Raw genomic sequence first — 20,032 nt, forward strand, 5'->3', positions numbered from 1 at the left:
TTGCTATGACAAATATTGGCAGGATTGCTGACTTACTTGTTGAAACCGGTGCGGATTGGGCGGTGTTGACGGGGGCAGATAGTATTTGTTTCGCACTTGGCCACATTGTCCCGATTGAGATTGGCCAGTCCCCCTTTTCAGGCGGGCCAAGCGTGGCATTCATTGGTCGAGATGGTTGCGCGGGTTTGGTTTGCCCAAATACTGATGCCGCACAGGGAGTTGGATTCGAAGAGATCAGTTACGCAGGATTTGCCAACGCTGTAACCGATCAAGTCGCAAACTATCGATCCGCAGTGCAGCAGATGATCCGTCAACTCGGATTTACGGGTCAGTTTGGTTTCGAAGCAACAAGTTTCCCCTATATTTTACGCGATTTGTTGCCGGGTGTCCCAACCCCGATAGACTTGTCGATGGCACGGCTGCGAGCGGTAAAATCAGCAGCCGAGTGCGCGCGGATGACCGTTTCGGCGCAAGTCGCCGCGATTGGGCAAATGGAGGCCCGTAAATTATCGCAACCCGGATCTGACGAGATGGCGGTTTTCGGTGCTGTGCGAAGTAAAATGGAACAGGCCGCCGGACAACGCATCGCATTTGCCGGCGAGTATATAACCGGCATTGGGCGTTCGGCGCAGTTGGGCGAGGCAATTGCCCCGCGGCGGATTGAAACGGGTGATCCGGTCATTTGTGATCTGGCACCAAGGGTGAATGGATATTGGGGCGATAGCTGCACGGCATTCATTGCAGGTGGCGCACCATCTGATGCTTATCGGGCAATGTATTCAGCCGCGCGTGAAACACTGGATCTGGCCATTTCCGAACTACGCCCTGGCCTTCGAGTTTGTGATTTTGATGCAACACTACGCACCCATATGAAAGGTCTGGGCTATGCGTATCCGCACCATTCCGGTCATGGCATTGGCGCATCTGTTCATGAATTTCCGAGACTCGTGCCAGATGAAACCGCTTTGTTTGAGGAAAACATGTTCATCATGGTCGAACCTGGTAGTTATGCGCCAGACATTGGGGGCGTGCGATGTGAGTTCATGTTGAGGGTGACCGGCACCGGATGCGAGATCGTGGCGCCATTCGAAATGAGCTGTGAATGATGCCGCAGATCGGATCGCCAAACCAATGAGCAGCACCATGCAGGGCATTCATTGCGTGCTGTATGCGCTATTTACGCCAAGCGGTGCATTGGACCGCGAAGCGATGCGCTTCCAGGTCGCGCAGATGCTTTCGCTGAATGTAGATGGTATTGTCGTGCTGGGGCTCGCAACCGAAGTGCATAAGCTTGACCAATCCGAACAGGAGGCGCTGGTAAACTGGGCCGCAGAGGACATTGCGGCAAGGGTGCCATTAGCCGTTACGGTTACCGGAAATTCAGTCGCACAACAGCGCCACATGGTGCGCTTTGCACTTGCGCATGGCGCATCAAGCCTGATTTTGCAGCCGCCCGCCGCTGGAGATTATTCCTCTGAAACCTGTATCGACTTTTTTTCTGACGTTGCAGACGGCTTTGATGCGACATTCGCAATACAGAACGCGCCGCAATATCTTGGCCAATCACTAAGCGATAGCCAAATAGGCCAATTGCGCGCCAGAAATCCGGGCTTCTCTGTTGTGAAATCCGAAAGCTCGGCTGTTGGATTGGCGTCACTCGTCGAGGCGCTCGATAGCACTATGTCCGTATTGAATGGCCGAGGCGGGCTTGAGATGATTGACTGCCTCTTTGCAGGCGCAAATGGGTTCATTCTGGCGCCCGATGTCATTGATAAATCAAAACGCGTTGTCGATTTGTGGTGCAAAGGTGATTTGGACGCGGCGCGGAACGCCTATGCAGAGGTCTTGCCAACAATCGTGTTTGTCATGCAGTCGATAGAGCATTTGATTTGCTACGGGAAGCGACTGTACGGATTGCGCAGTGGCATTGAAATTCATGACAGATCTCCAGCTATGGCGCCCAGTGCATTCGGCATTGCCGCAGTGGAACGATTTGCGGCTAAGCTTGGACCAATTCACCGAGACCAGATCATGAGGCTGTGATAAAGTTAGCAATAGCGGCATCAATTGGCCAGCTGCCCATACCCACTTATTTGACTGCTAGAGTTCCATGAAATTAGTTGATCTCCTTTTGCGTTCGATGTGTAAATTATTGAAGCCTTATGAGCCTCGATTGGTTTGTTGTTAGCGCGGCTTGTCGAACTCAGCGATCTTGCTCTTTCCCTTAGGTTTTCCTGATTGTGAATAAATTCGCAGCCACTTAAATTGTTTCCGAGTTGGAGAAGGGGTGGATGCCGCTCTCCCCCAGGCGGCATCGCAATGTGCCACACTTGCGGTGTTGAAAACACAAGTGAAAGAGAGGGCATCCGTGGAAGAAGTTAGCATCATCGGCGTCGATCTGGCAAAGAACGTGTTCAGCTGCACGCGGCGGCTGCGGACGGATCGGTCGTGTTCCGCAAGAAATTGTCACGACCGCAATTTGCGCGGTTCATGGCGAAAATCCGTCGTGCGAAGTGGCGATGGAGGCGTGCCCCAGCGCCCATCACTGGGCGCGGGAATTCACCGAGCACGGGCACCGGGTCCGGCTGATCGCGCCACATTACGCCAAGCCGTTCCTCAAAAGGCAGAAGAATGACGCGGCCGATGCGGAGGCTATTGTCGAAGCCGCGCTGCGACCGACGATGTGGTTCGTGGAACCCAAGACCGCAGAACAGCAGGCCCGTGCCGTCGCGTTCCGGACGCGCGAGCAGTTCGTGAAACAACGCACGGAAGCCGTTAATGCGCTCCGGTCCCATCTCTACGAGTTCGGCTATGTCGCGCCCGTAGGAATCGGCTATGTCCCACGCTTGGAACGGGTCGTCGAAGATCCGGATGCGGGCATTCCGGATCTGGCTTGCGAAATCTGCCGGATGCTCCTCGAGCAGATCGCGCAACTGACCGACCGGATCAATGCGCTGAAAGCCAAGATTGCCACCATATCAAACGAGGCCGAGATGCCCCGGCGGTTGCAGACCATGCTGGGCGTCGGCCCGATCACAGCGCTTGCGGTCGAGACCTTCGCGCCGCCGATGGAGCTGTTCCGCCGTGGGCGCGATTTTGCCGCCTGGCTCGGCCTGGTGCCACGACAGCATTCCACCGGCGGCAAACAGAAGCTGGGGAAGACCTCGAAGATGGGGCAACGCGATATTCGGCGATTGCTGGTGATCGGGGCGACCGCCTTAATCCGCTGGGCCTCACGCCGTGGGGCGCCGAAGGGGTCCTGGATGGCCCGGATGTTGGAGCGAAAGCCCATACCGGTTGTGGCGGTCGCGCTGGCGAACAAGATGACGCGCGGCATCTGGGCGATGCTTTCGCGAGACGAGAACTATCGCGGCCGTGTGGTGATCGGCGCCTGATCCGGCGTCGCGCAATCACCCGGGCCACCGAGTTGTGAGGAAGGCAAGATCCGAATGGGCAAATGATCGGCATGATCCGGGTCGGGAAAACCAGAAACCTTCTCCGAGCCTCGAGCTCGCTGTTGGTGATTTGGACCGGGTCCGCGCATCACCATCCCGGCCAGCGGCGCAATGTCAGCCGCACGAACAGGCCTGACAAAAGTACGCACTCGATCACATGTCCAGAAGATCAGAAAATCCTTGCAAACCGAGCGGCATCCACAAAAGAAGGTTGTCTTTCAGGCCCACCCCCTCCGCCACTTGCCCCCGCGAAAGCGTTCTCCCGATCCGGCTGCGGCCGGATTTTTCCGTTGTTTTCGAGGGTTATGCGGGAAAGCTGAACGCTGGTTGCGGGCTGCAAGAATTATTGGTGGTGGCGATCAAGGTTGGACTTCACGTGATTTGCCTTGCGAAAGAGGCAGAAGATCGGAGTTACGTCAGGGTTCCAGCACGCTGAAATCAAATGACTATCTGGAAATTTTCTGGAGGATGGCCAACATCGCGTGGGCGAGTGTAGCTCGATCGTATTTTTGCGCTGCGGCAACGCCCGCCAGGGACATTTGCCTCAACAGGTTCTGTTCGTTGCTCAAAGTCTTTAGTTTATCGGCGAGTTGCCTGGAATTTTCTGGTTCGAACGTGACCCCGGCTGCGGACTGGCGCACGATCTCGGCGGCCTCGCCTTCGACCCCTAAAACAATTGGGATTCCCATTCCCATACATTCGAACATCTTCGACGGGATCACAGTGGTGAAGAGTTTGGTGCGGCGCAGGTGGATCAGCGCAACGTCGAGAACCGACCAGTAGGCCGGCACCGCATCGCGTGGCACGGAGGCGCGGAAAATCACGTTCTTTAGTCCCAAGGCCTTTGCCCGCGCTACAAGCCCGTCACGCGCGGCGCCGTGGCCCAAGAAAAGGATGCGGATATGTTGCGTCTGCGGGTCATCTTGCAGAATAGCGGCTGCATCCAGAAGCGTGTCCAGCGCATGGGCCATACCGTGTGTGCCGATGTAGCCCGCAACAAAACAGCCTTCGATGCGCAGTTCCGCCTGCAGCGCAGCGTTCTTCTCGATGGGGTGAAAGCGGTTTGCGTCAACACCATTGGTCACTACGTGAATTTTGTTTCCGTCGATGCCGCGCCCAATCAGGTTGCGCTTGAAGGAATGAGTAACGGAAATCACAGCTTTGGCGCGGCGGTAGAGGAATAGCTCTAACTTTTCGAGCATATTGAGCAAACGGGACTCTTTCATCGCCCCAACGGCGCGGATCGACTCTGGCCAGATGTCACGCAGTTCAAATACGAAGGGTTTGCGTTTTATTGCAGCCGCGCCCCAGGCGGCGACTGCAGTGAAAAACTGTGGCGAGGTGCCGATGATTACGTCGGGCTTGCGCACGAAGAGCGCCGCGAGGAAGCCCGAGACCATGAAGCTGACGAAATCGAGGATGCGCAGGGCAAAGCCCTCGTTGCCTGTCATGTAGGTCCAGACGCGGATGACGCGGATACCTTCCATCTCCTCGCTTTGCCAAAGCTTGTTGCGGTAACCGTCGAAGACCTTTCCCGACGGGAAGTTCGGCGCGCAGGTGATAACGGTGACACGGTGCCCCGCCTTTACCCATTCGCGCGCGTGTTCGAAGGTGCGCGCGGCGGGGGCGTTGGTCTCGGGCGGGAAATTGTCGGTCATGAACAGGATGTGCATCAGTTGAAGTCCACCGCGAAGCTCATGGCGCCGGTGAAGTCCAGCGACAGGCACTGGCAGGGCAGGTTCTGGCCGAAGCGCGGGTGCCAGGTGGATGGCGCGACGCGCGCGGCGGCCCCCTCGGCGCGCCAGTGCAGCACCCGGCCCGAGGGCAGGGCAAGTGTGCCGTGATTGCCTTCGGATGTGGCAATGACGCCGGGGGGCAGGTGGAAGCGGGCGGTGCCCCGGGCTGTCGGGTCAAGCCGGTCGGCAATGGTGAGCCCCGTGTCCGTGAGGGTCCAGCGGCGGCTGTGGCGCGGGCCGCCGGGCAGGCGGGTGTAGCCATCGTGGCGGGCCGAAACGGTGAGCGCCGCAGCCGTATCGCCAGTTTCCACCCTATCAACCCGGGCGCGGCGCGCCACGCGAAAGCCGCTCCAGACCTCGGAACTGTCTGCGCCGTCCAGGGTGACGGTTGAATGCGCCGGTGTGCCGCGCTGGCGCAGACGTTCGTCTGTTGTCCCGTATTCCGACGTGCCGGAATTGACGATGACCCGTTCAGCGCCTAGGGACAGCTCGAAGGAAAGCGTGTCTGCATGGGCGTGACCGGGCAAATAGTCCGGCCCAACGCGGCCGATGTCGACCAGCAGCACGGCTTCTGCGCGCGCCATGCGGGTAAAACCGCTGTCAGCCAGATGTGTGAGCCCAGGCGATAGCGGCTCTGTGAGGATCCCCAATCTTTCGGCGTAGCCGTGCAGATTGCCGTTCTCCGGTGCAACGCCGAACGCCGCGTCATTGAAGAAGGAAATCCTTCCGTCGGGATGCGACATGGCATCAAGCCATCGCAGCATTCTCGGCAACCGCACTGCGCAATCTTGCGCCAGCGCGCGTTCGGCTGCATTCAGGACGGAAGCGCAGGCGGTCAGCAGGTTGAGCATATCTGCCACATCCTCGACGGCGAGGGCGTGATACATCGGCGTCAGCTCGAACTGTCCACCGTCGGGCAGGATCTGCTCGGGCATTTCACGACCCAGGATCGACAGCGCCCGCGCCCGCCAGCCCGCGGCCTCCGGCCCGTCGAAGCAAAACCCGGCAAAGAGCAACGCCTTGGCATTGGCAAAGAGGTGGTTGCCCAGCAGGTGCCATTCCAGACGCTTTGTCAACCAGCGCGCCTGAACGGCGAGGCTGTGGCGCGCCGCCTCATCGAGCGCGCCCCCGGTCAGGGCGTATTTCACCCAATTCACGATCCGCAGCGAAACCGGGTAAGGCTCCCAGCCCGATCCTGTTCCGGGCGGATTCTCGGCAATCCAGCGGGCGATCAGGCCGGCGTGCCAGATGCGGCGTGCCTTGGCGTCTTCGGCGTTCAGGTCGTCGAAATAATGCTGGTTGTAGCGCCAGAGCTTGGCCTTGGCCGGGTCGTCCCAGCCGTTGCGGGCCAGACTGCCCGCCTCGCCGAGGAAGACGAAGTCCTCCGGCCCGGTAACCGAGGCCGCGCGGGCGGCGGGGGCCACGAAACGCCCAGGCACCGCGCGCATGGCTGGGGCGGGCGCAAGGTCCGGGATGGGGCGTGCCAGCCGGAAAATGGCTCTTCCATAAATCTGCACCGGGCGCAGATGGCGTAGCGTGTGAAAGTAGCGCGGCAACGCCTTCAGCGACGGCATATTGGGCTCCTTCAGCGCAGACTCTCGGCCACTTCGATCGAGACACGGCTAACCTCGAACAGCTCGGCTGCGGAGACCGGTGCGGGTTTGCCGCTACGCACCGCCTCGATGAAGGCGGTGGCACAGGCGACCTGGCCCTTATCCTGCTTCCACAGTCTGACTGGCCTTACTTTGGACCAGCCACGCGCGGTAAGGCGCCGAAAGTTGTCTAGCTGCAGCACGCGCCCGGCGACAAAGACTTCCAGCCGCTCCTTGGCGACGCTAGGATGGCCGTTGGCAAGGTAATTCACTGCGCCGACCGAGCCATCGGCGAATTGCAGCGTGATCACCGCCTTGTCCTCGCGGATGGCGATGGCCGTGTGTTCGCCCAGTGAGACCGCGTGATGAGCTACGATTGGCGCACCAGCGAGGTGGCGCAGTAGATCGATGAAGTGGCAGCACTCGCCGACGATGCGGCCGCCGCCCACCGCCGGGTTCTGCGCCCAGTGATCGGCGGGGATGTCGCCCGCGTTGATCGTCATAATAAATGTCTTGGGCTGGTCGATCTTGTTCAGCAGGCCTTTCATCTGGATGATGTGCGGGGCAAAACGGCGGTTGAAGCCGATCATCAAATGCTGCTCGGGGCGGGTGGCCTTCTCTGCTTCGATCTCCGCCAACTCATCCAGCGTCAGGCAGAGCGGCTTCTCGCAGAAGACGTGCTTGCCCGCGCGCAGCGCCTCCAGCACCTGTTTTGCGTGGGCGTCGTGGCGGGTGGCAATGACCATCGTGTCGATATCCGTGTTGGTAAGCGCGTCCGTAGCCTCGGTCGCGGCTTCGCGGAAGCCGAACTTCTTGCCGGAATGCACCGCGCTGATACCACCGGAACTGATGACGGTGTCGAGGTCGGCACCCGCCGCCCTGAACGCCGGGATCAGCATACGGCTGGCGTAGTTGCCCGCCCCGAGGAAGGCGACGCTGCCTTTGCTGGCCTTGGGGCGTGCTGCATCGAGCATGACGACGCGTTCGAGCGCCGCTTCCTCACCTTCTGCCGCGCGAGGGTAGTTGAGGAGGATACCCCCAACACTAACCCCAACCGCTGCGGCCAGGTCACGCTGTGACATTTCAGGGTTCTCTTGCAGAAGGCGAATCACGCGAAAATGCGTGTCTTCCTGCAGCCTGGTGCGCTTGCTCGTCATGTTCTGGAATTTCTCAGGCTACCGCACAAGGGTTGCCCGCTGGGTGCCTTGCTGGATGCAAAGTTGATGATGAGGTTGGTTTCCACATCGTTCAACTTCGAGCGATAGCAAAGGCTGCGCACGCGAACAAGGGATATATACGAAACTACGCCAGTTTTCGCCATATCGGCGAATGAAGCGGCCAATAACCATTGGTGGAGTCTCAGGCAGAGAGACCCACTCACGCCGAGGGTTTGCGCGAGCCTGATTTGACCACAGCCCCTAGCTGACAGATCAGGATTTTCAAAACTGTTACAAAACGTTGAGGGGATTTCGGCGTGTCACCTTCATCAAAACTCCACTTCGTAGCTGCAAAAGCCTGCTTGCATCCGTTCAAGTTTGAGCGATATGTGGGAGGTATGGTTTTAATGAGGTTGCCATATGACATTTCATGAACGTGGAACAAGCTGGTTTCTGGCGCAGTTGAAGCCGAACTGCGCTAAAATCGCAGATAAGAACCTCAAGCGCCAGGGCTTCAAAACCTTCATGCCGCTGGAGGAAGAAACGCGCCAGCGGAACGGCAAGTTTGTTACTGCCATGCGGCCACTGTTTCCCGGCTACATTTTCGTGGCTTTTGACGCTGCCTGCGGGTTTTGGCGCGCCGTAAATTCGACCTATGGCATCACGCGGCTGGTGAGCCTTGGCAAGGAGCCTACGGCGGTTCCACGGGATCTTGTCTCACAGTTGATGCTGAGGTGTGACGCGAAGGGCAAATTTCTGCCGCCGAAGCTTCTTAAACCCGGTGATCAGGTGACCCTGACCAAGGGGCCCTTTGCCAATTTTGTGGCCGAGGTCGAAAATATTGCACCCAACCGGCGCGTTTGGGTCCTGATGGAGGTCATGGGTGCGCAGACACGCGTGGCCGTCGGGGCGGATCAGCTGCGGGCTGTTTGAGGTCGCCAATCGTAGGACCTGTCCGTAAATTGGCTGGCACAACAGCCGAAAGGCGAGAAACAAGACTGATCAGGTGCCACTTTGGGTAGGGCGAAAATCGGCGGGGCAGGGACCGGCAAATCCGGGTCGAGATCGTGCCCGATAAGATCCATCGTCGCGACTGAGCGGTGGCAGGATGCCGGGAATCTGCGGTCACTGGCCCCGGTTCTCTGGCCCCGACGGCTACCGGTGATTGTTCAGGCCAGAAGCGGCAGCCGCAGCCAGAACCCGGTGGCCCACTGCTTCAAAGCCCGGTTCTGATCGGTCAGGCCGCTCTGCGCTGGACCTCGATCGTGACATGCGCGAGTTCGTGCAGGTCTGCGAGTTGCGCCCTGTAGGCTGCGACGGGCTTCGGGTCGGAACTCAGGATCGAGATGATAGCTCCGTGATGGCCCGGTCCGAGTTGCCACACATGCAGATCGACGATTTTGTCATGCTCGCTTTCAATGGCAGCACGCACTTCGGAGGGAAGCTCCTCGCGCGCGGGCAGATAGTCGAGCAGGACCGCGCCGCTGTCACGCAGCAGGCCCCAGGACCAGCGCAGGATGACAAGCGCACCGACGATGCCGATCACCGGGTCGAGCCAGACCCAGCCGTAGCTGCGACCCGCCAGAAGCGCTGCAATGGCAAGGACGGAGATAAGCGCATCGGCCAGAACATGCAGATAGGCGGCGCGCAGATTGTTGTCGCGGTGCCCGGCGCGGGCGGCGGGCGCATCGTGATCATGCGCGTGGTCGTGGTGCTGATGGCCGTGGTGGTGGCTGTGATCGTCCCTGAGCAGCCATGCGCTGGCGAGGTTCACAACAAGGCCGAGGATGGCCACGAAAATCGCCTCGTCATAGCTGATCGGGACCGGACTGCGCAGCCGCACGATGCTTTCCCAGCCGATCAGCAGGGCGACGATGGCAAGGACGGTGGCACTGCCAAAGGCTGCCAGATCGCCAAGCTTGCCGGTTCCGAAGGTGAAGCGCGGGTTGCGCGCATGTCGGCGCGCATAGCGATAGGCGAGCGCCGTGATGAGAAGCGCCGAGGCATGGGTGGACATGTGCCAGCCGTCGGCAAGCAGCGCCATAGACCCGTAGATCGTGCCCGCGACGATTTCCACAACCATTACGGTTGCGGTCAGCGCGATCACGGCCCATGTGCGGCGCTCGTTGCGGGCGTGGTTCTCACCAAGGAAGACGTGATCGTGTGGTGCGGCAGTGTCGGGGTGTGCGCTCATTTCAAGTGCCTTTTCATGACTTCGATCATGTCATCCGCCCCGGCCTTGCGCAGGGCGTCGTCTTCAGCGCGGACGACATGGTTGTTCAGGTGATCTTCCAGCAGTTCAACGACAAGGCCGTTCGTCGCCCCGCGAACCGAGGCGGCGAGGTTCAGGATTTCGGCACAGGAGGCTTCGGCCTCCAGCGCGCGTTCGATGGCTTCCATCTGGCCCTTCAGCCGGCGAACCCGCGCCAGAAGCTTCGATTTGTTTTCAACAGTGTGTCCCATAGGATAGGGGGCTACCCTATTTATTGGGGTTCCGCAAGTATGATCCAATGCTGAAAGCGAAATGATTCATGCAACCCCCATGCGAAACGATCCCCCCACCACCCTGCCAGAGCATGATGTCAGCAAATTTCGATTCAGATGTTCACGGGTAGATATTGAAGCATCCCATGCTGAATTGGCTGCGGCGACGAGGCTTGAATTTTCGATATTTTGCGCTTGTCGCGCTTTGGGCTAATGCGCCTAAACAACCCTGATTCAAATAGTATTTTCAGCCATGAAGCGTGAATGAAAGGTTAGACATGCTGCACCCATTGCAAGCAACCAAGGGCCGAGCAAACTGAATTTGAGGCTTGGTGCGTGGTCCGTGCCGTAGTGGTCTTCGAGTTGTCTTTGTATCTTTTGAGATATGTCCCGCCCAAAGGCTTGCGGCAGCAAGCCCCCGAGAATTACGGTTTTTATCGAAACGAATTTCGACAGGGTGATGACGATTTGGCGTAACTCATCGAATTCTTCTGTCAGCTCGATCGCCCCGGGCGCTTCAAGGGCAGGGTCGGCTGCGCGAATGTCGAGCAGCCTGTCCAGCAAGGCCAGAGCGTTGTCATCCAACGCATTTGGGGGTTCACCTGCATAAATCCTGTTTCCAAGAATTAGCCGAGTTGAAATTTGGGGGCCGGCAAAGCAAAAGAGATAGTCATTTAACCCCCTTGCGGCACCAAACATGCTTTCAGCACTGGCCGCCGCGGTAATATTGTCCTGGATATATACATCAAGCCCCGTCGCATCCCGTATCAGTGACTCGAAATCGAAATTCGCGAGCGAGTCCTTGTTTCCCGAGGCGATTCGATCATCGATATCAACGGGTAATGTCAGCCCGACGCCCGCGACGCGCGCGCGCTTGTCAGGCGAAAGTGTTGATATGGCGCTGTCGATCAGCTCCAAAACCAGTCGGGCGATTTCCTGACAATCCGGATGGGTATATTTGACCGAATTGCGGAATTTTATTTCACCTACAAAGTCAATCAGAACGACATCCAGATTGCAGGTTTCGATGTTGACGCCGATGGAAAACGCCCCTTCAGGGTTCAGGCGAACCGGGACAGTTGGCGGCCCCACCCGACCACGAACCGCAACACCGGGAGAAACAAATCCATCGCGCTCCAATGCGCGGACGATGACAGAGATTGTTTGCGCCGAAAGGCCGCTTGCCTGGCCAATTGCCAGCCGTGTCATACCTTCATTTTGCAGCAGTAACGACATGATGAGCCGTTCGTTGAAGCTGCGGACGGTCATCTGGTTCATGCCGCCGCTGCGATCAGCAATGCGAAGGCTGGGCGGCGGGGCAAATCTCATGTCGGGCATTTTCGGGCTTTCATTTGTAGCGGGGTGGGCGAATTGGGCGTCTATCTTTTAATTGCGCGCATCGGTCCAACCAATCGCTTGAATTTCCTCGACAATAGCATTTCCCAACGCGCGGTGCCCATCAACATCAAGATGAAACCCATCTTCCGGGCTGGACGTTACGACAAGTTGTGCCGCAAAGAAATGAACAGCTTGCGCCTCTGCAATTTGTTCCAGTTCCTGCGCCAAGGATTGTGACTTTTCGAGCGCCCCCTGAAACACGCCCGACCATTCCTTCAGATCCGAAGCGATAACCGGCGGCGCGACAATAAGAATTTCTGGCGTTCCCCCATTTATACCGGCGGGCATGGATTTGATATCGGAAACCAATGCGCTGACCCCCATCGCAATTTCACCGGCAGTTTTATTGAACCTTACCTTGAGATCGTTGGTTCCCAACATGATGATAACCAGATCGAGTGGCTTGTGGCTCATGATGCAGGGGCGCAAATATGTGCGCCCATTCTTGTCCTGGCCCTCGATCGGGTCGTCACTTACGGTGGTCCGACCGCTCAGGCCTTCCTCGATAACGTGCCATTGGCCAGCAAGTGCGGCTCGCACAATTCCGGGCCAGCGAATGTCCAAAGGATAACGATCATCCGGCCGGTGCGCGGTTGTCTGCCCATAAGTGTTGGAATCTCCATAACAAAGTAGCGATCTCATTCCAGTCTGATCCTTTAGCAAGCCAAAAACATATGGGCTGAACGGCACGGCGCGCCTTGGGGTTGCGTGCGAAAACTTGCCAAACACTAGGTGGCAGAAAGGGCCCTGTCAATATTCATTCACTCTGAATAACTATTGACAGTGATCGGATTTTGGTGATCAATCAATGATGTCATAAGGCCAGAATCCTCGGTGGGGCCCTTGTGACGCAACAGAGGGAGGAATGAAGAATGAAGCTGATAAGCAAGTTTACCCGGGCGATTGGGTTGGCAGCTGTGGCGGTTACAATCGGAACCGCGACGCCTGCAGCTGCGCAAGACGAAGGCCCGATCATCGTGGTCAGCGGCCCGCTATCATGGCCATTTTTTGCAGCGGTAAAGCAGGGCTTTGATGATGCTGCGGAATTATTCGGAATCGAATACCAATATATTGCCGTGACCGATACGGCCAATATGACAAGCGATTATCCGCGTCTTTTGCAGCAGGCAATTAGCCGCAACCCGCGAATGCTTCTGGTTGGCGAGTTTTTTCCCGACGGGATGGACCCATTGATCAGAGAGGCCACTGCGGCGGGCATTCCGGTTCTGATCCATAATTCCGGTCAGACAATGTGGGAAGATAACGGTTCAATTGGCTTTGTTGGCGAAGATCCCTATCAGATGGGATACAAGGCCGGCCAAATCCAGGCGGATGCGGGTGTAACAACGGGGCTATGCTTCAATCAGGTGCCTGGAAACCCAACCGTGGAAGAAAGATGCAACGGGTATGTCGCCGCAATGGAAGAAGCTGGCCTTGCCACCATCTATCAAACCATCGGCACGGGTGATGCCACAAACCCGCAGGCCATGACGCAAGCGATCAAGGGGACGCTTCAGGCCAACCCCGAGATTGACGGAATTTACACTTTGAACGCCGTGCCGGCGATGAGTGCGCTGCGCGCTGTTGAAGAGGTCGGGCGTGCAGGTGAAGTGATGATTGGCACGGCCGATCTTTCAAACGAAGTTCTGCTTGCGATCCAGTCGGGTGATATTGCATTTGCGATGGACCAGCAGCCCTACTTGCAGGGCTTCATGTCGATCCAGATCGCATCACAATTCCTGGAATATGGATTGCAGCCGATCGGCCACATCAAGACCGGACCCCTGGTGATTGATGCGTCCAATGTCGAGCAAACGCTCGAAGTCAATCGGGCCCATGCAGGGGTTCGCGGCGCTGACTGACGCCGCGACCAACTTCATCAAATCTGGGAGCATATAATGATGACCATCCTTCGCCGGCCTGAAATTGGGGCGCTGGCCGCATTCGTGCTGACATATGCCTTTTTTGCAGTATTTACGGCGGGGGCGGGCTTTATATCAATCAACGGAACGGCGGGATGGCTGAATTTGGCCTCAGAACTGGGGATCATAGCCATTCCCGTCGGTCTGTTGATGATATCGGGCGAGTTCGATCTTTCAATCGGCTCGACCGTTGGCGCCGCTTCGATGATTGTGGCGCTTGGGACCAACCATTTTGGCCTTCCGATCTGGCCGGTCATATTCCTGGCCTTGGCGGCGGGTATGTTTATCGGTTTGTGCAATGGCCTGGCTGTGGTGAAAACCAACCTGCCGTCCTTTATCGTAACCCTGTCCACCAATTTCATTGTAATCGGCGCAACGATGGGGTTTTCGCGCCTTCTCGCAAATGTCACATCAAGTTCGATTGTAACAACAGACAGCGCAAAATTTGTTTTCGCGGCACGTTGGGGGCAGGCCAACATCTCTATCCTGTGGTGGGCCATTGCCGCATTGATCGGCTATTGGGTGCTTTCACGCACGGTGTTTGGCAACTGGATTTATGCAACCGGTGGCAACTTGCAAGCCGCACGCGGCGCGGGGGTTCCAGTGGAACGGGTTAAGATCAGCTTGTTTATCGGCGCCGGGTTTGCAGCCGCCTTTGTTGGTATTTTGCAGGGCGTTCAGTGGAATTCCGGAAATTCCACTTACGGCATGGGCTATGTCTTTCAGGTTCCCATCGTCGTCGTCATTGGCGGAATACTCTTGTCGGGTGGCTACGGCAGCGTGATGGGGATCGTGCTGGGAACGTCCTTGTTCGGCGTAATCTCTACCGGAATTTTCTACACGGGTTGGAATACCGACTGGATACAGCTGTTCCTTGGGGTGCTGCTTGGCATTGCCGTTCTTGCAAACAACTATGTGCGCCGCCTTGCATTAACCGCCCGCCGGGAGAGCTGAAATGACAAACGCGCTTATGGAACTGGTAAATGTTGATAAGTCCTTCGGCTCTACAAAGGCGCTCAGCAATGTTTCAATGAAGATAGAGCCCGGAAAAATCCTGTGCCTGCTTGGGGATAATGGAGCCGGAAAATCAACGCTTATCAAAATCCTGTCCGGTATTCACCAGCCGACACGCGGCGCAATGAAGTTTGAAGGCGTGGAAATGAAGTTTTCCAGCCCGCGTGAGGCGCGCCAACGCGGAATCGCCACCGTGCATCAAGACGTCGGCTCTATTCCCCTGATGAGCGTGGGGCGTAACTTTTTTCTGGGTGCGGAATGCGTTCGTGGCAGATGGCCGTTTCGCCAGATCGACACGAAACAGGCAAATCTGATTGCGATTGAGCAAATGCGAAAATTCGGGATAACCCGGATTTCTGATGGTCGGCAACTGGTTGGCACAATGTCGGGCGGCGAGAGGCAGGTTCTGTCGATCGGGCGCGCCATGTATTTTGGGGCCAAGATACTTATCCTTGATGAACCCACATCGGCATTGGGCGTCAAGGAAGCGGCGATGGTTCTGAAAATGATGCTTATCGCGCGCGAAAGCGGCGTGGGAATCGTGTTCATTACCCATAACGCGCGCCATGCCATGACAGTAGGAGACAATTTTTGCGTGCTAATTCAGGGGCGCGTCGCGGCATCATTTGCGCGTGGCGCGAAAACGCGTGAGGAAGTGCTGAACTTGATGGCGGGTGGTGAAGACATTTCCGAGCTAGAGCAAAGCCTGGGCATCGGTGACTAGCACATGACCAATTACTGTTTGCCGAGACCAAACCACGATGCGCCGGGCTTGAATCCGCCCGATTATGCAGTCTTGCGCTTGGCATTCCGCCCTTGGTTGATTTAACAAACTCTTGCGGGATGCATTTCGCAACCGACAGGCAGGAAAACGTAACAACAGGCGGCGCAAACAATGTCAATTTTGTCAGATCTGGATCCGGGCGGCCTTTACATTGGCCGAATTTGGCGTTCGGGCATCGGTCCATGTGTGGTTGCCGCGCGTAACGGTCGATTGGCCGATATCACGAGCCTCAAAGCGCCAACCGTCAGAGATGTTTTTGAACTCGATAACCCTGCGGATTACCTGCGCAATTGTGATGGGGTCGATCTGGGTGCGATCGAGGACATTGTGTTTCTTCCGGCCAATGACAGCAACGACAACACATATTTGCTAGCACCTTGTGATTTGCAAGCGATCAAGGCATGTGGCGTTACCTTTGCCCGCTCGATGATCGAACGGGTCATCGAAGAGCGCGCTTCGGGTGACCCTGCACAGGCCGAAACGATCCGCTTGAAAGTCGCGTCGGCAATCGGTGAGAATTTGCACAATATTGTGCCAGGTTCACCAGAGGCGGCGGCTGTCAAAAAGGCCCTTATCGCCGAGGGGCTTTGGAGCCAGTATCTGGAAGTTGGCATTGGGCCGGATGCGGAAGTTTTTACAAAAGCCCAAGTCATGTCATCGGTGGGTGCCAATGCGGATATTGGTCTGCATCCATCATCTGTGTGGAACAATCCCGAACCCGAAATCGTGCTTGCGGTCGCGTCCACTGGCAAGATTGTCGGTGCGACCCTGGGTAACGATGTGAACTTGCGCGACATAGAAGGCCGGTCCGCGCTGCTGTTGGGCAAAGCCAAGGATAACAATGCCTCGTGTTCCATCGGGCCGATGATCCGTCTGTTCGACAGCACGTTTTCGCTGGCAGATATTCGACGCGCCGAATTGACCTTGCGCATTACGGGCCCGGAAGGATTCGTGCTTGAGGGGCGCTCTGACATGCGCGAAATCAGCCGCGATCCCGAGGATCTGGTGCGCCAGACTATCGGTCGCCACCATCAATATCCCGACGGGTTCATGCTGTTCTTGGGAACATTGTTCGCGCCCACGCAAGACAGGGACCAACCGGGAAGCGGATTTACCCATAAAGTTGGTGACATCGTCGAAATCGCGTCTGCCGGCTTTGGCACATTGCGCAATACCGTTCGGCTTTCAACAGAGTGTTCGGAATGGGTATTTGGCGCCAGCCATCTTTTGCGGAACCTGGCCGCCCGGAACCTTGTTTAAGGCACTGGCCCGGCCCATAGCGCGCGCGCCAGCAAGCTGCCTTGGGGGAACAACAAAGAGGCTGCGTCGAGATCACACAAAGGTGCCACGGTCATGGTGAACTTCAGTTATTTCAGCGCAAACCGGTGCTTGGCCGAGACACAGGTTTTATGTGCCGCCATCAGGCGCAACAAAGTCCGATTGAAAACCTATCCGGCCAGATCAAAAATGAACCTGAGCGACACAAGCAAAAGGAACAGTCCGAAAGCAGTTTCCAGTTTTCGGCGGGTCAGGTTATGCGCCAAACGCACGCCCAGCCGTGTGGTCAAAATCGTGGTGGGGATTGTCATGAGAAAAGTTGCAATCGATACATAGCCAAGTGCATCGCCAGGCAAATCTGGCTTGCCCCAGCCTGCGGCGACATAGCCAAATGTTCCGGGGATGGCGATGAGCAATCCAACACCCGCCGACGTTGATACCGCGCGGTGAATCGGAACATTGTGCAGTGTCATCATGAGGTTCGAGACCGCGCCGCCGCCAATGCCCATCAGGGCCGAGATCAGGCCGATTGCGGCGCCATAGATGCGCAAAATTCCCTTGCCGGGCAATGACTCGGCCAACCTCCAGCCGCTCCCGCCTGAAAGCAGCTTGATCGCGTTCAGGCTGGCCACGAGAATGAAGATGACCTGGAACAGCCAGGGTGCCGCGAAGCTTGCGATATATGAACCAAAAAGCACGCCCGCCAGAACAGGAAGCGCCCAAATACGCAGCAGGTTCATATCAACAGTGCCGCGCAGATAGTGACCCCGTGCGGAATTGATCGAGGTGGGGATGATCACGGCCAGCGACGTGCCAACCGCCAATGGCATGGCCACGTCGGGCGCATGGCCGAGCAGGCCGAAAACCTCGTAAAAGACGGGGACAGATATTGCCCCCCCGCCAATGCCGAACAGGCCCGCCAAAAAGCCGATCGCGGCCCCGGCAAGGGCCAAGGCCGCGATGAGTGTTACCAGATTGGCGGGGTCGGTCATCTGCGCTCGACCACATGTCTGGACAGGCTCGCACCGTCAAACCCGCCCAGACCTTCGGCAAGCGCATTTGCGTAAACCGGCGCGATTGCTTCAGCCATAGGCAATGTGGCGTTCTCAGCTGCTGCAAGCGCCATCGCCAGGCGCAGGTCCTTGGCGAGGCCCGCAATGTCGAATGTGCCGGGCTGGTCGGTGCCGTTCAATGTATCAATAACCACTTGCGCGCGGTTTTTCAGAACCGTCGGCCCTGCTGAACTGTCAGCCATCAGGCTGATTGCCATCTCAGCCGATATGCCCGCGCCCGCAAGAAGCGTCAGCGCTTCGCCCAGGGCCTGCCAATAGGCGGCCAGCGGCAGGTTCACCGCCAGTTTCATTCGGGCGCCCGATCCTGCCGGGCCCAGATGTTCCACGCGGCGGCACAGCGCATCAAGCACGGGTTTGGCTTGCGCGAATGCCGCCGCATCACCGCCCGCCATGCCAAGGAGTTGCCCTTTGAGCGCGGGGCCGACAGTGCCACCCACCGGGCAGTCTACAAATGCGCCACCGGCTGTTGTGACCTTGCTTGCCAGTGCAACCTGCTCGGCGGGCAGAAGCGTTGACATTTCAACCAGCAGGCGGCCCTTTATGCCGGTTGCAACAAGCCGCTCAACAGCCGCCGAAACAGCAGAATAATCTGTCAGCGATGTCAGGATCATGTCGCAGCCTGCCAGCGCCTCGATATCGCGCACCGCGTTTGCGCCAGCCGCGACGGCGGCGGCTGTCCTGTCCGGGCTGCGGTTCCACACGGTAACTTTGTGGCCCGTTTCAACTAGTCGCTTTGCGAATGCGGTTCCCATACGGCCAGTGCCGATAATTCCAAGATTATGTGTCATGAATTTCGCTCCAAATGTGGTAGCCCAAGAATTTGCATCGTCGTTTCACCGGCACGCAGCCGCGCCAATATCTTGGCCTCTTTGCCCAGGCGGGCCTGAGCGGCCGACAAGGCGGCGGCAGAATCCTGGGCTTGCAGCACGACAATACCATCGCTGTCGGCAACAATCATATCACCTGGTTGAATGAGCGCATTGCCCATTGAAACAGGCAATCGCAAAGCGCCGCCATCGCGTTTTTCGGTGCCGCGAATGTTCAGACCCTGCGCAAAAACCGGGAAGCCCAGGTCGACAATCTGCGCACTGTCGCGCACGGCGCCGTGAATGATGAGCCCGGCAATTCCGCGCATCAGGCAGGCGACTGCCATGATCTCGCCAAAGGGGCCGGACTCGACACTGCCGCCATAGTCAACGACAAGCACTTCACCCTCATCAGAGGATGAGGCAATTGCGCGATGTAGCGCAAGGTTGTCACCCGGGCGGCAGCGCACGGTAAGCGCCGGGCCTGCCACAATCATTTCAGGGGCCAGGGGGCGCGGCGGCCTGTCCAGAATGCAGGCATTCGGCCAGGCTTCGCCTATGGTCGCTGTTCCGATTGCGGCAAGTTCGGCGGCCAGTGTCATGCGGCGGGGCCACCGATGGTCACACGCAAATCCTCCAGCCCGTCAACATGAACGTCAATGACATCACCGCTCACCACGGCGCCAACACCAGCCGGCGTTCCGGTCATGATGATGTCGCCAGCCTTCAGTTCATATTGTTCGGATAGTTTGGCGATAATCTCATCGGTTTTCCAGATCATCAGCGACATATCGGCTTCCTGCTTGGTCTTGCCATTTACCGACAGGCGGATGGTGCCGCTTGTCAGAACGCCGCAATCCTCAACCCGGGTGACCGGGCCAACGGGCGCAGACCGGTCAAACGCTTTGGTAACTTCCCAGGGCAACCCGAGTTCAAGCGCATTGGCCTGATGGTCGCGCCGGGTCATATCCAGCCCGACAGCATAGCCAAAGATGTGGCTGGATGCGTCTTTGGTGGCAATATGGTGCCCGCCAGATTTGAGCGCCACAACCATTTCGCCTTCATAATGAAGATTGTTGGTGAACACGGGGTAGGGGATTTCACCGCCATTGCGCACGATCGCATCATTCGGTTTCTGGAAAATAACCGGCGGGTCGCGCTCGACCACACCACCCATTTCGATGACATGGGCCGTATAGTTCTTTCCGATGCAGTAAATACGGCGGACAGGAAACTTTTCGTCACTTCCCGTAATGTCAAGATAAGCCTGTTTTGCAGGCGTCAGTGCATAATTCATGAATGTCTCCTCCTCATTCGGAACGAAGGCGAATCC

The 20,032-nt window shown here is 57.6% G+C and carries 18 protein-coding genes and 1 pseudogene; 8 read left to right on the forward strand and 11 right to left on the reverse strand.

Annotated features, from left to right (window positions below; genetic code table 11):
• Positions 1 to 5 precede the first annotated feature (5 nt).
• The 3 genes and pseudogenes from LGT41_RS10740 (at position 6) to LGT41_RS10750 (ending at position 3,395) form a co-directional block, all read left to right on the forward strand.
• On the forward strand, positions 6 to 1,106 hold the full coding sequence (locus LGT41_RS10740; protein ID WP_274126881.1) for a M24 family metallopeptidase: 1,101 nt from the start codon (positions 6 to 8) through the stop codon (positions 1,104 to 1,106).
• 25 nt (positions 1,107 to 1,131) lie between these two features.
• Positions 1,132 to 2,043 (forward strand): dihydrodipicolinate synthase family protein, encoded by a 912-nt coding sequence (locus LGT41_RS10745; RefSeq protein WP_274126882.1) that lies wholly within the window; start codon positions 1,132 to 1,134, stop codon positions 2,041 to 2,043.
• A gap of 325 nt (positions 2,044 to 2,368) precedes the next feature.
• A pseudogene (locus tag LGT41_RS10750) lies at positions 2,369 to 3,395 on the forward strand (IS110 family RNA-guided transposase).
• Between the two features lie 506 nt (positions 3,396 to 3,901).
• On the opposite strand, the gene LGT41_RS10755 reads toward LGT41_RS10750, so the two are convergent.
• Genes LGT41_RS10755 through LGT41_RS10765 form a run of 3 tightly spaced genes read right to left on the reverse strand, consistent with a single transcriptional unit; the run spans position 3,902 to position 7,940 of the window.
• Positions 3,902 to 5,128 carry a glycosyltransferase family 4 protein gene (locus LGT41_RS10755; RefSeq protein WP_274126883.1) on the reverse strand — a complete coding sequence of 409 codons (1,227 nt, stop codon included), beginning with the start codon at positions 5,126 to 5,128 and terminating at the stop codon, positions 3,902 to 3,904.
• Positions 5,128 to 6,765, reverse strand: coding sequence for a heparinase II/III family protein (locus LGT41_RS10760; RefSeq protein ID WP_274126884.1), 1,638 nt, complete (start codon positions 6,763 to 6,765; stop codon positions 5,128 to 5,130). The genes LGT41_RS10755 and LGT41_RS10760 overlap by 1 nt, the downstream gene beginning before the upstream one ends.
• Positions 6,766 to 6,776: 11 nt before the next feature.
• Positions 6,777 to 7,940: a Gfo/Idh/MocA family oxidoreductase gene (locus LGT41_RS10765; RefSeq protein WP_274126885.1), complete on the reverse strand. Its 1,164-nt coding sequence runs from the start codon at positions 7,938 to 7,940 to the stop codon at positions 6,777 to 6,779.
• A 420-nt stretch (positions 7,941 to 8,360) separates the two neighbouring features.
• Between LGT41_RS10765 and nusG the strand changes: the two genes are divergently transcribed.
• Positions 8,361 to 8,873 (forward strand): transcription termination/antitermination protein NusG, encoded by a 513-nt coding sequence (nusG, locus tag LGT41_RS10770; RefSeq protein ID WP_274126886.1) that lies wholly within the window; start codon positions 8,361 to 8,363, stop codon positions 8,871 to 8,873.
• 304 nt (positions 8,874 to 9,177) lie between these two features.
• Here nusG and dmeF read toward each other — a convergent pair whose 3' ends face one another.
• The 4 genes from dmeF to LGT41_RS10790 all read right to left on the reverse strand — a co-directional run bounded on the left by dmeF (position 9,178) and on the right by LGT41_RS10790 (position 12,464).
• Positions 9,178 to 10,134, reverse strand: a complete 957-nt coding sequence (dmeF, locus tag LGT41_RS10775) for a CDF family Co(II)/Ni(II) efflux transporter DmeF (RefSeq protein ID WP_274126887.1) — start codon at positions 10,132 to 10,134, stop codon at positions 9,178 to 9,180.
• Entirely contained in the window at positions 10,131 to 10,340 is a 210-nt protein-coding gene (locus tag LGT41_RS10780; RefSeq protein ID WP_420720182.1) for a metal-sensing transcriptional repressor, read from the reverse strand. Before LGT41_RS10780 ends, dmeF begins: the two co-directional genes overlap by 4 nt.
• Positions 10,341 to 10,658: 318 nt before the next feature.
• The gene (locus LGT41_RS10785; RefSeq protein WP_274126889.1) at positions 10,659 to 11,762 is read right to left on the reverse strand and encodes an ROK family transcriptional regulator; all 1,104 of its coding nucleotides are present in this window, start codon (positions 11,760 to 11,762) and stop codon (positions 10,659 to 10,661) included.
• Between the two features lie 48 nt (positions 11,763 to 11,810).
• Positions 11,811 to 12,464, reverse strand: coding sequence for an SGNH/GDSL hydrolase family protein (locus LGT41_RS10790; protein ID WP_274126890.1), 654 nt, complete (start codon positions 12,462 to 12,464; stop codon positions 11,811 to 11,813).
• 230 nt (positions 12,465 to 12,694) lie between these two features.
• Between LGT41_RS10790 and LGT41_RS10795 the strand changes: the two genes are divergently transcribed.
• From LGT41_RS10795 to LGT41_RS10810, 4 genes are all read left to right on the forward strand, one after another.
• The gene (locus LGT41_RS10795) at positions 12,695 to 13,684 is read left to right on the forward strand and encodes a sugar ABC transporter substrate-binding protein (protein WP_274126891.1); all 990 of its coding nucleotides are present in this window, start codon (positions 12,695 to 12,697) and stop codon (positions 13,682 to 13,684) included.
• Positions 13,685 to 13,768: 84 nt separating this feature from the next.
• Complete coding sequence (locus LGT41_RS10800; RefSeq protein WP_274126892.1) at positions 13,769 to 14,698, forward strand: ABC transporter permease; 930 nt, start codon at positions 13,769 to 13,771, stop codon at positions 14,696 to 14,698.
• A gap of 1 nt (position 14,699) precedes the next feature.
• Positions 14,700 to 15,482 (forward strand): ATP-binding cassette domain-containing protein, encoded by a 783-nt coding sequence (locus tag LGT41_RS10805; protein WP_274126893.1) that lies wholly within the window; start codon positions 14,700 to 14,702, stop codon positions 15,480 to 15,482.
• 171 nt (positions 15,483 to 15,653) lie between these two features.
• Positions 15,654 to 16,802: a fumarylacetoacetate hydrolase family protein gene (locus LGT41_RS10810; RefSeq protein WP_274126894.1), complete on the forward strand. Its 1,149-nt coding sequence runs from the start codon at positions 15,654 to 15,656 to the stop codon at positions 16,800 to 16,802.
• 188 nt (positions 16,803 to 16,990) lie between these two features.
• Here the strand turns inward: LGT41_RS10810 and LGT41_RS10815 are convergent, their stop codons facing one another.
• Genes LGT41_RS10815 through LGT41_RS10830 form a run of 4 tightly spaced genes read right to left on the reverse strand, consistent with a single transcriptional unit; the run spans position 16,991 to position 19,996 of the window.
• Entirely contained in the window at positions 16,991 to 17,812 is an 822-nt protein-coding gene (locus LGT41_RS10815) for a sulfite exporter TauE/SafE family protein (protein WP_274126895.1), read from the reverse strand.
• Positions 17,809 to 18,681 carry an NAD(P)-dependent oxidoreductase gene (locus tag LGT41_RS10820; protein WP_274126896.1) on the reverse strand — a complete coding sequence of 291 codons (873 nt, stop codon included), beginning with the start codon at positions 18,679 to 18,681 and terminating at the stop codon, positions 17,809 to 17,811. The genes LGT41_RS10815 and LGT41_RS10820 overlap by 4 nt, the downstream gene beginning before the upstream one ends.
• Positions 18,678 to 19,301 carry an RraA family protein gene (locus tag LGT41_RS10825; RefSeq protein WP_274126897.1) on the reverse strand — a complete coding sequence of 208 codons (624 nt, stop codon included), beginning with the start codon at positions 19,299 to 19,301 and terminating at the stop codon, positions 18,678 to 18,680. The genes LGT41_RS10820 and LGT41_RS10825 overlap by 4 nt, the downstream gene beginning before the upstream one ends.
• Complete coding sequence (locus LGT41_RS10830) at positions 19,298 to 19,996, reverse strand: fumarylacetoacetate hydrolase family protein (protein WP_274126898.1); 699 nt, start codon at positions 19,994 to 19,996, stop codon at positions 19,298 to 19,300. Before LGT41_RS10830 ends, LGT41_RS10825 begins: the two co-directional genes overlap by 4 nt.
• Between the last annotated feature and the right edge of the window lie 36 nt (positions 19,997 to 20,032).

This window comes from Abyssibius alkaniclasticus, from assembly GCF_020447305.1.
GTDB classification, from domain to species: Bacteria; Pseudomonadota; Alphaproteobacteria; order Rhodobacterales; family Rhodobacteraceae; genus Abyssibius; species Abyssibius alkaniclasticus.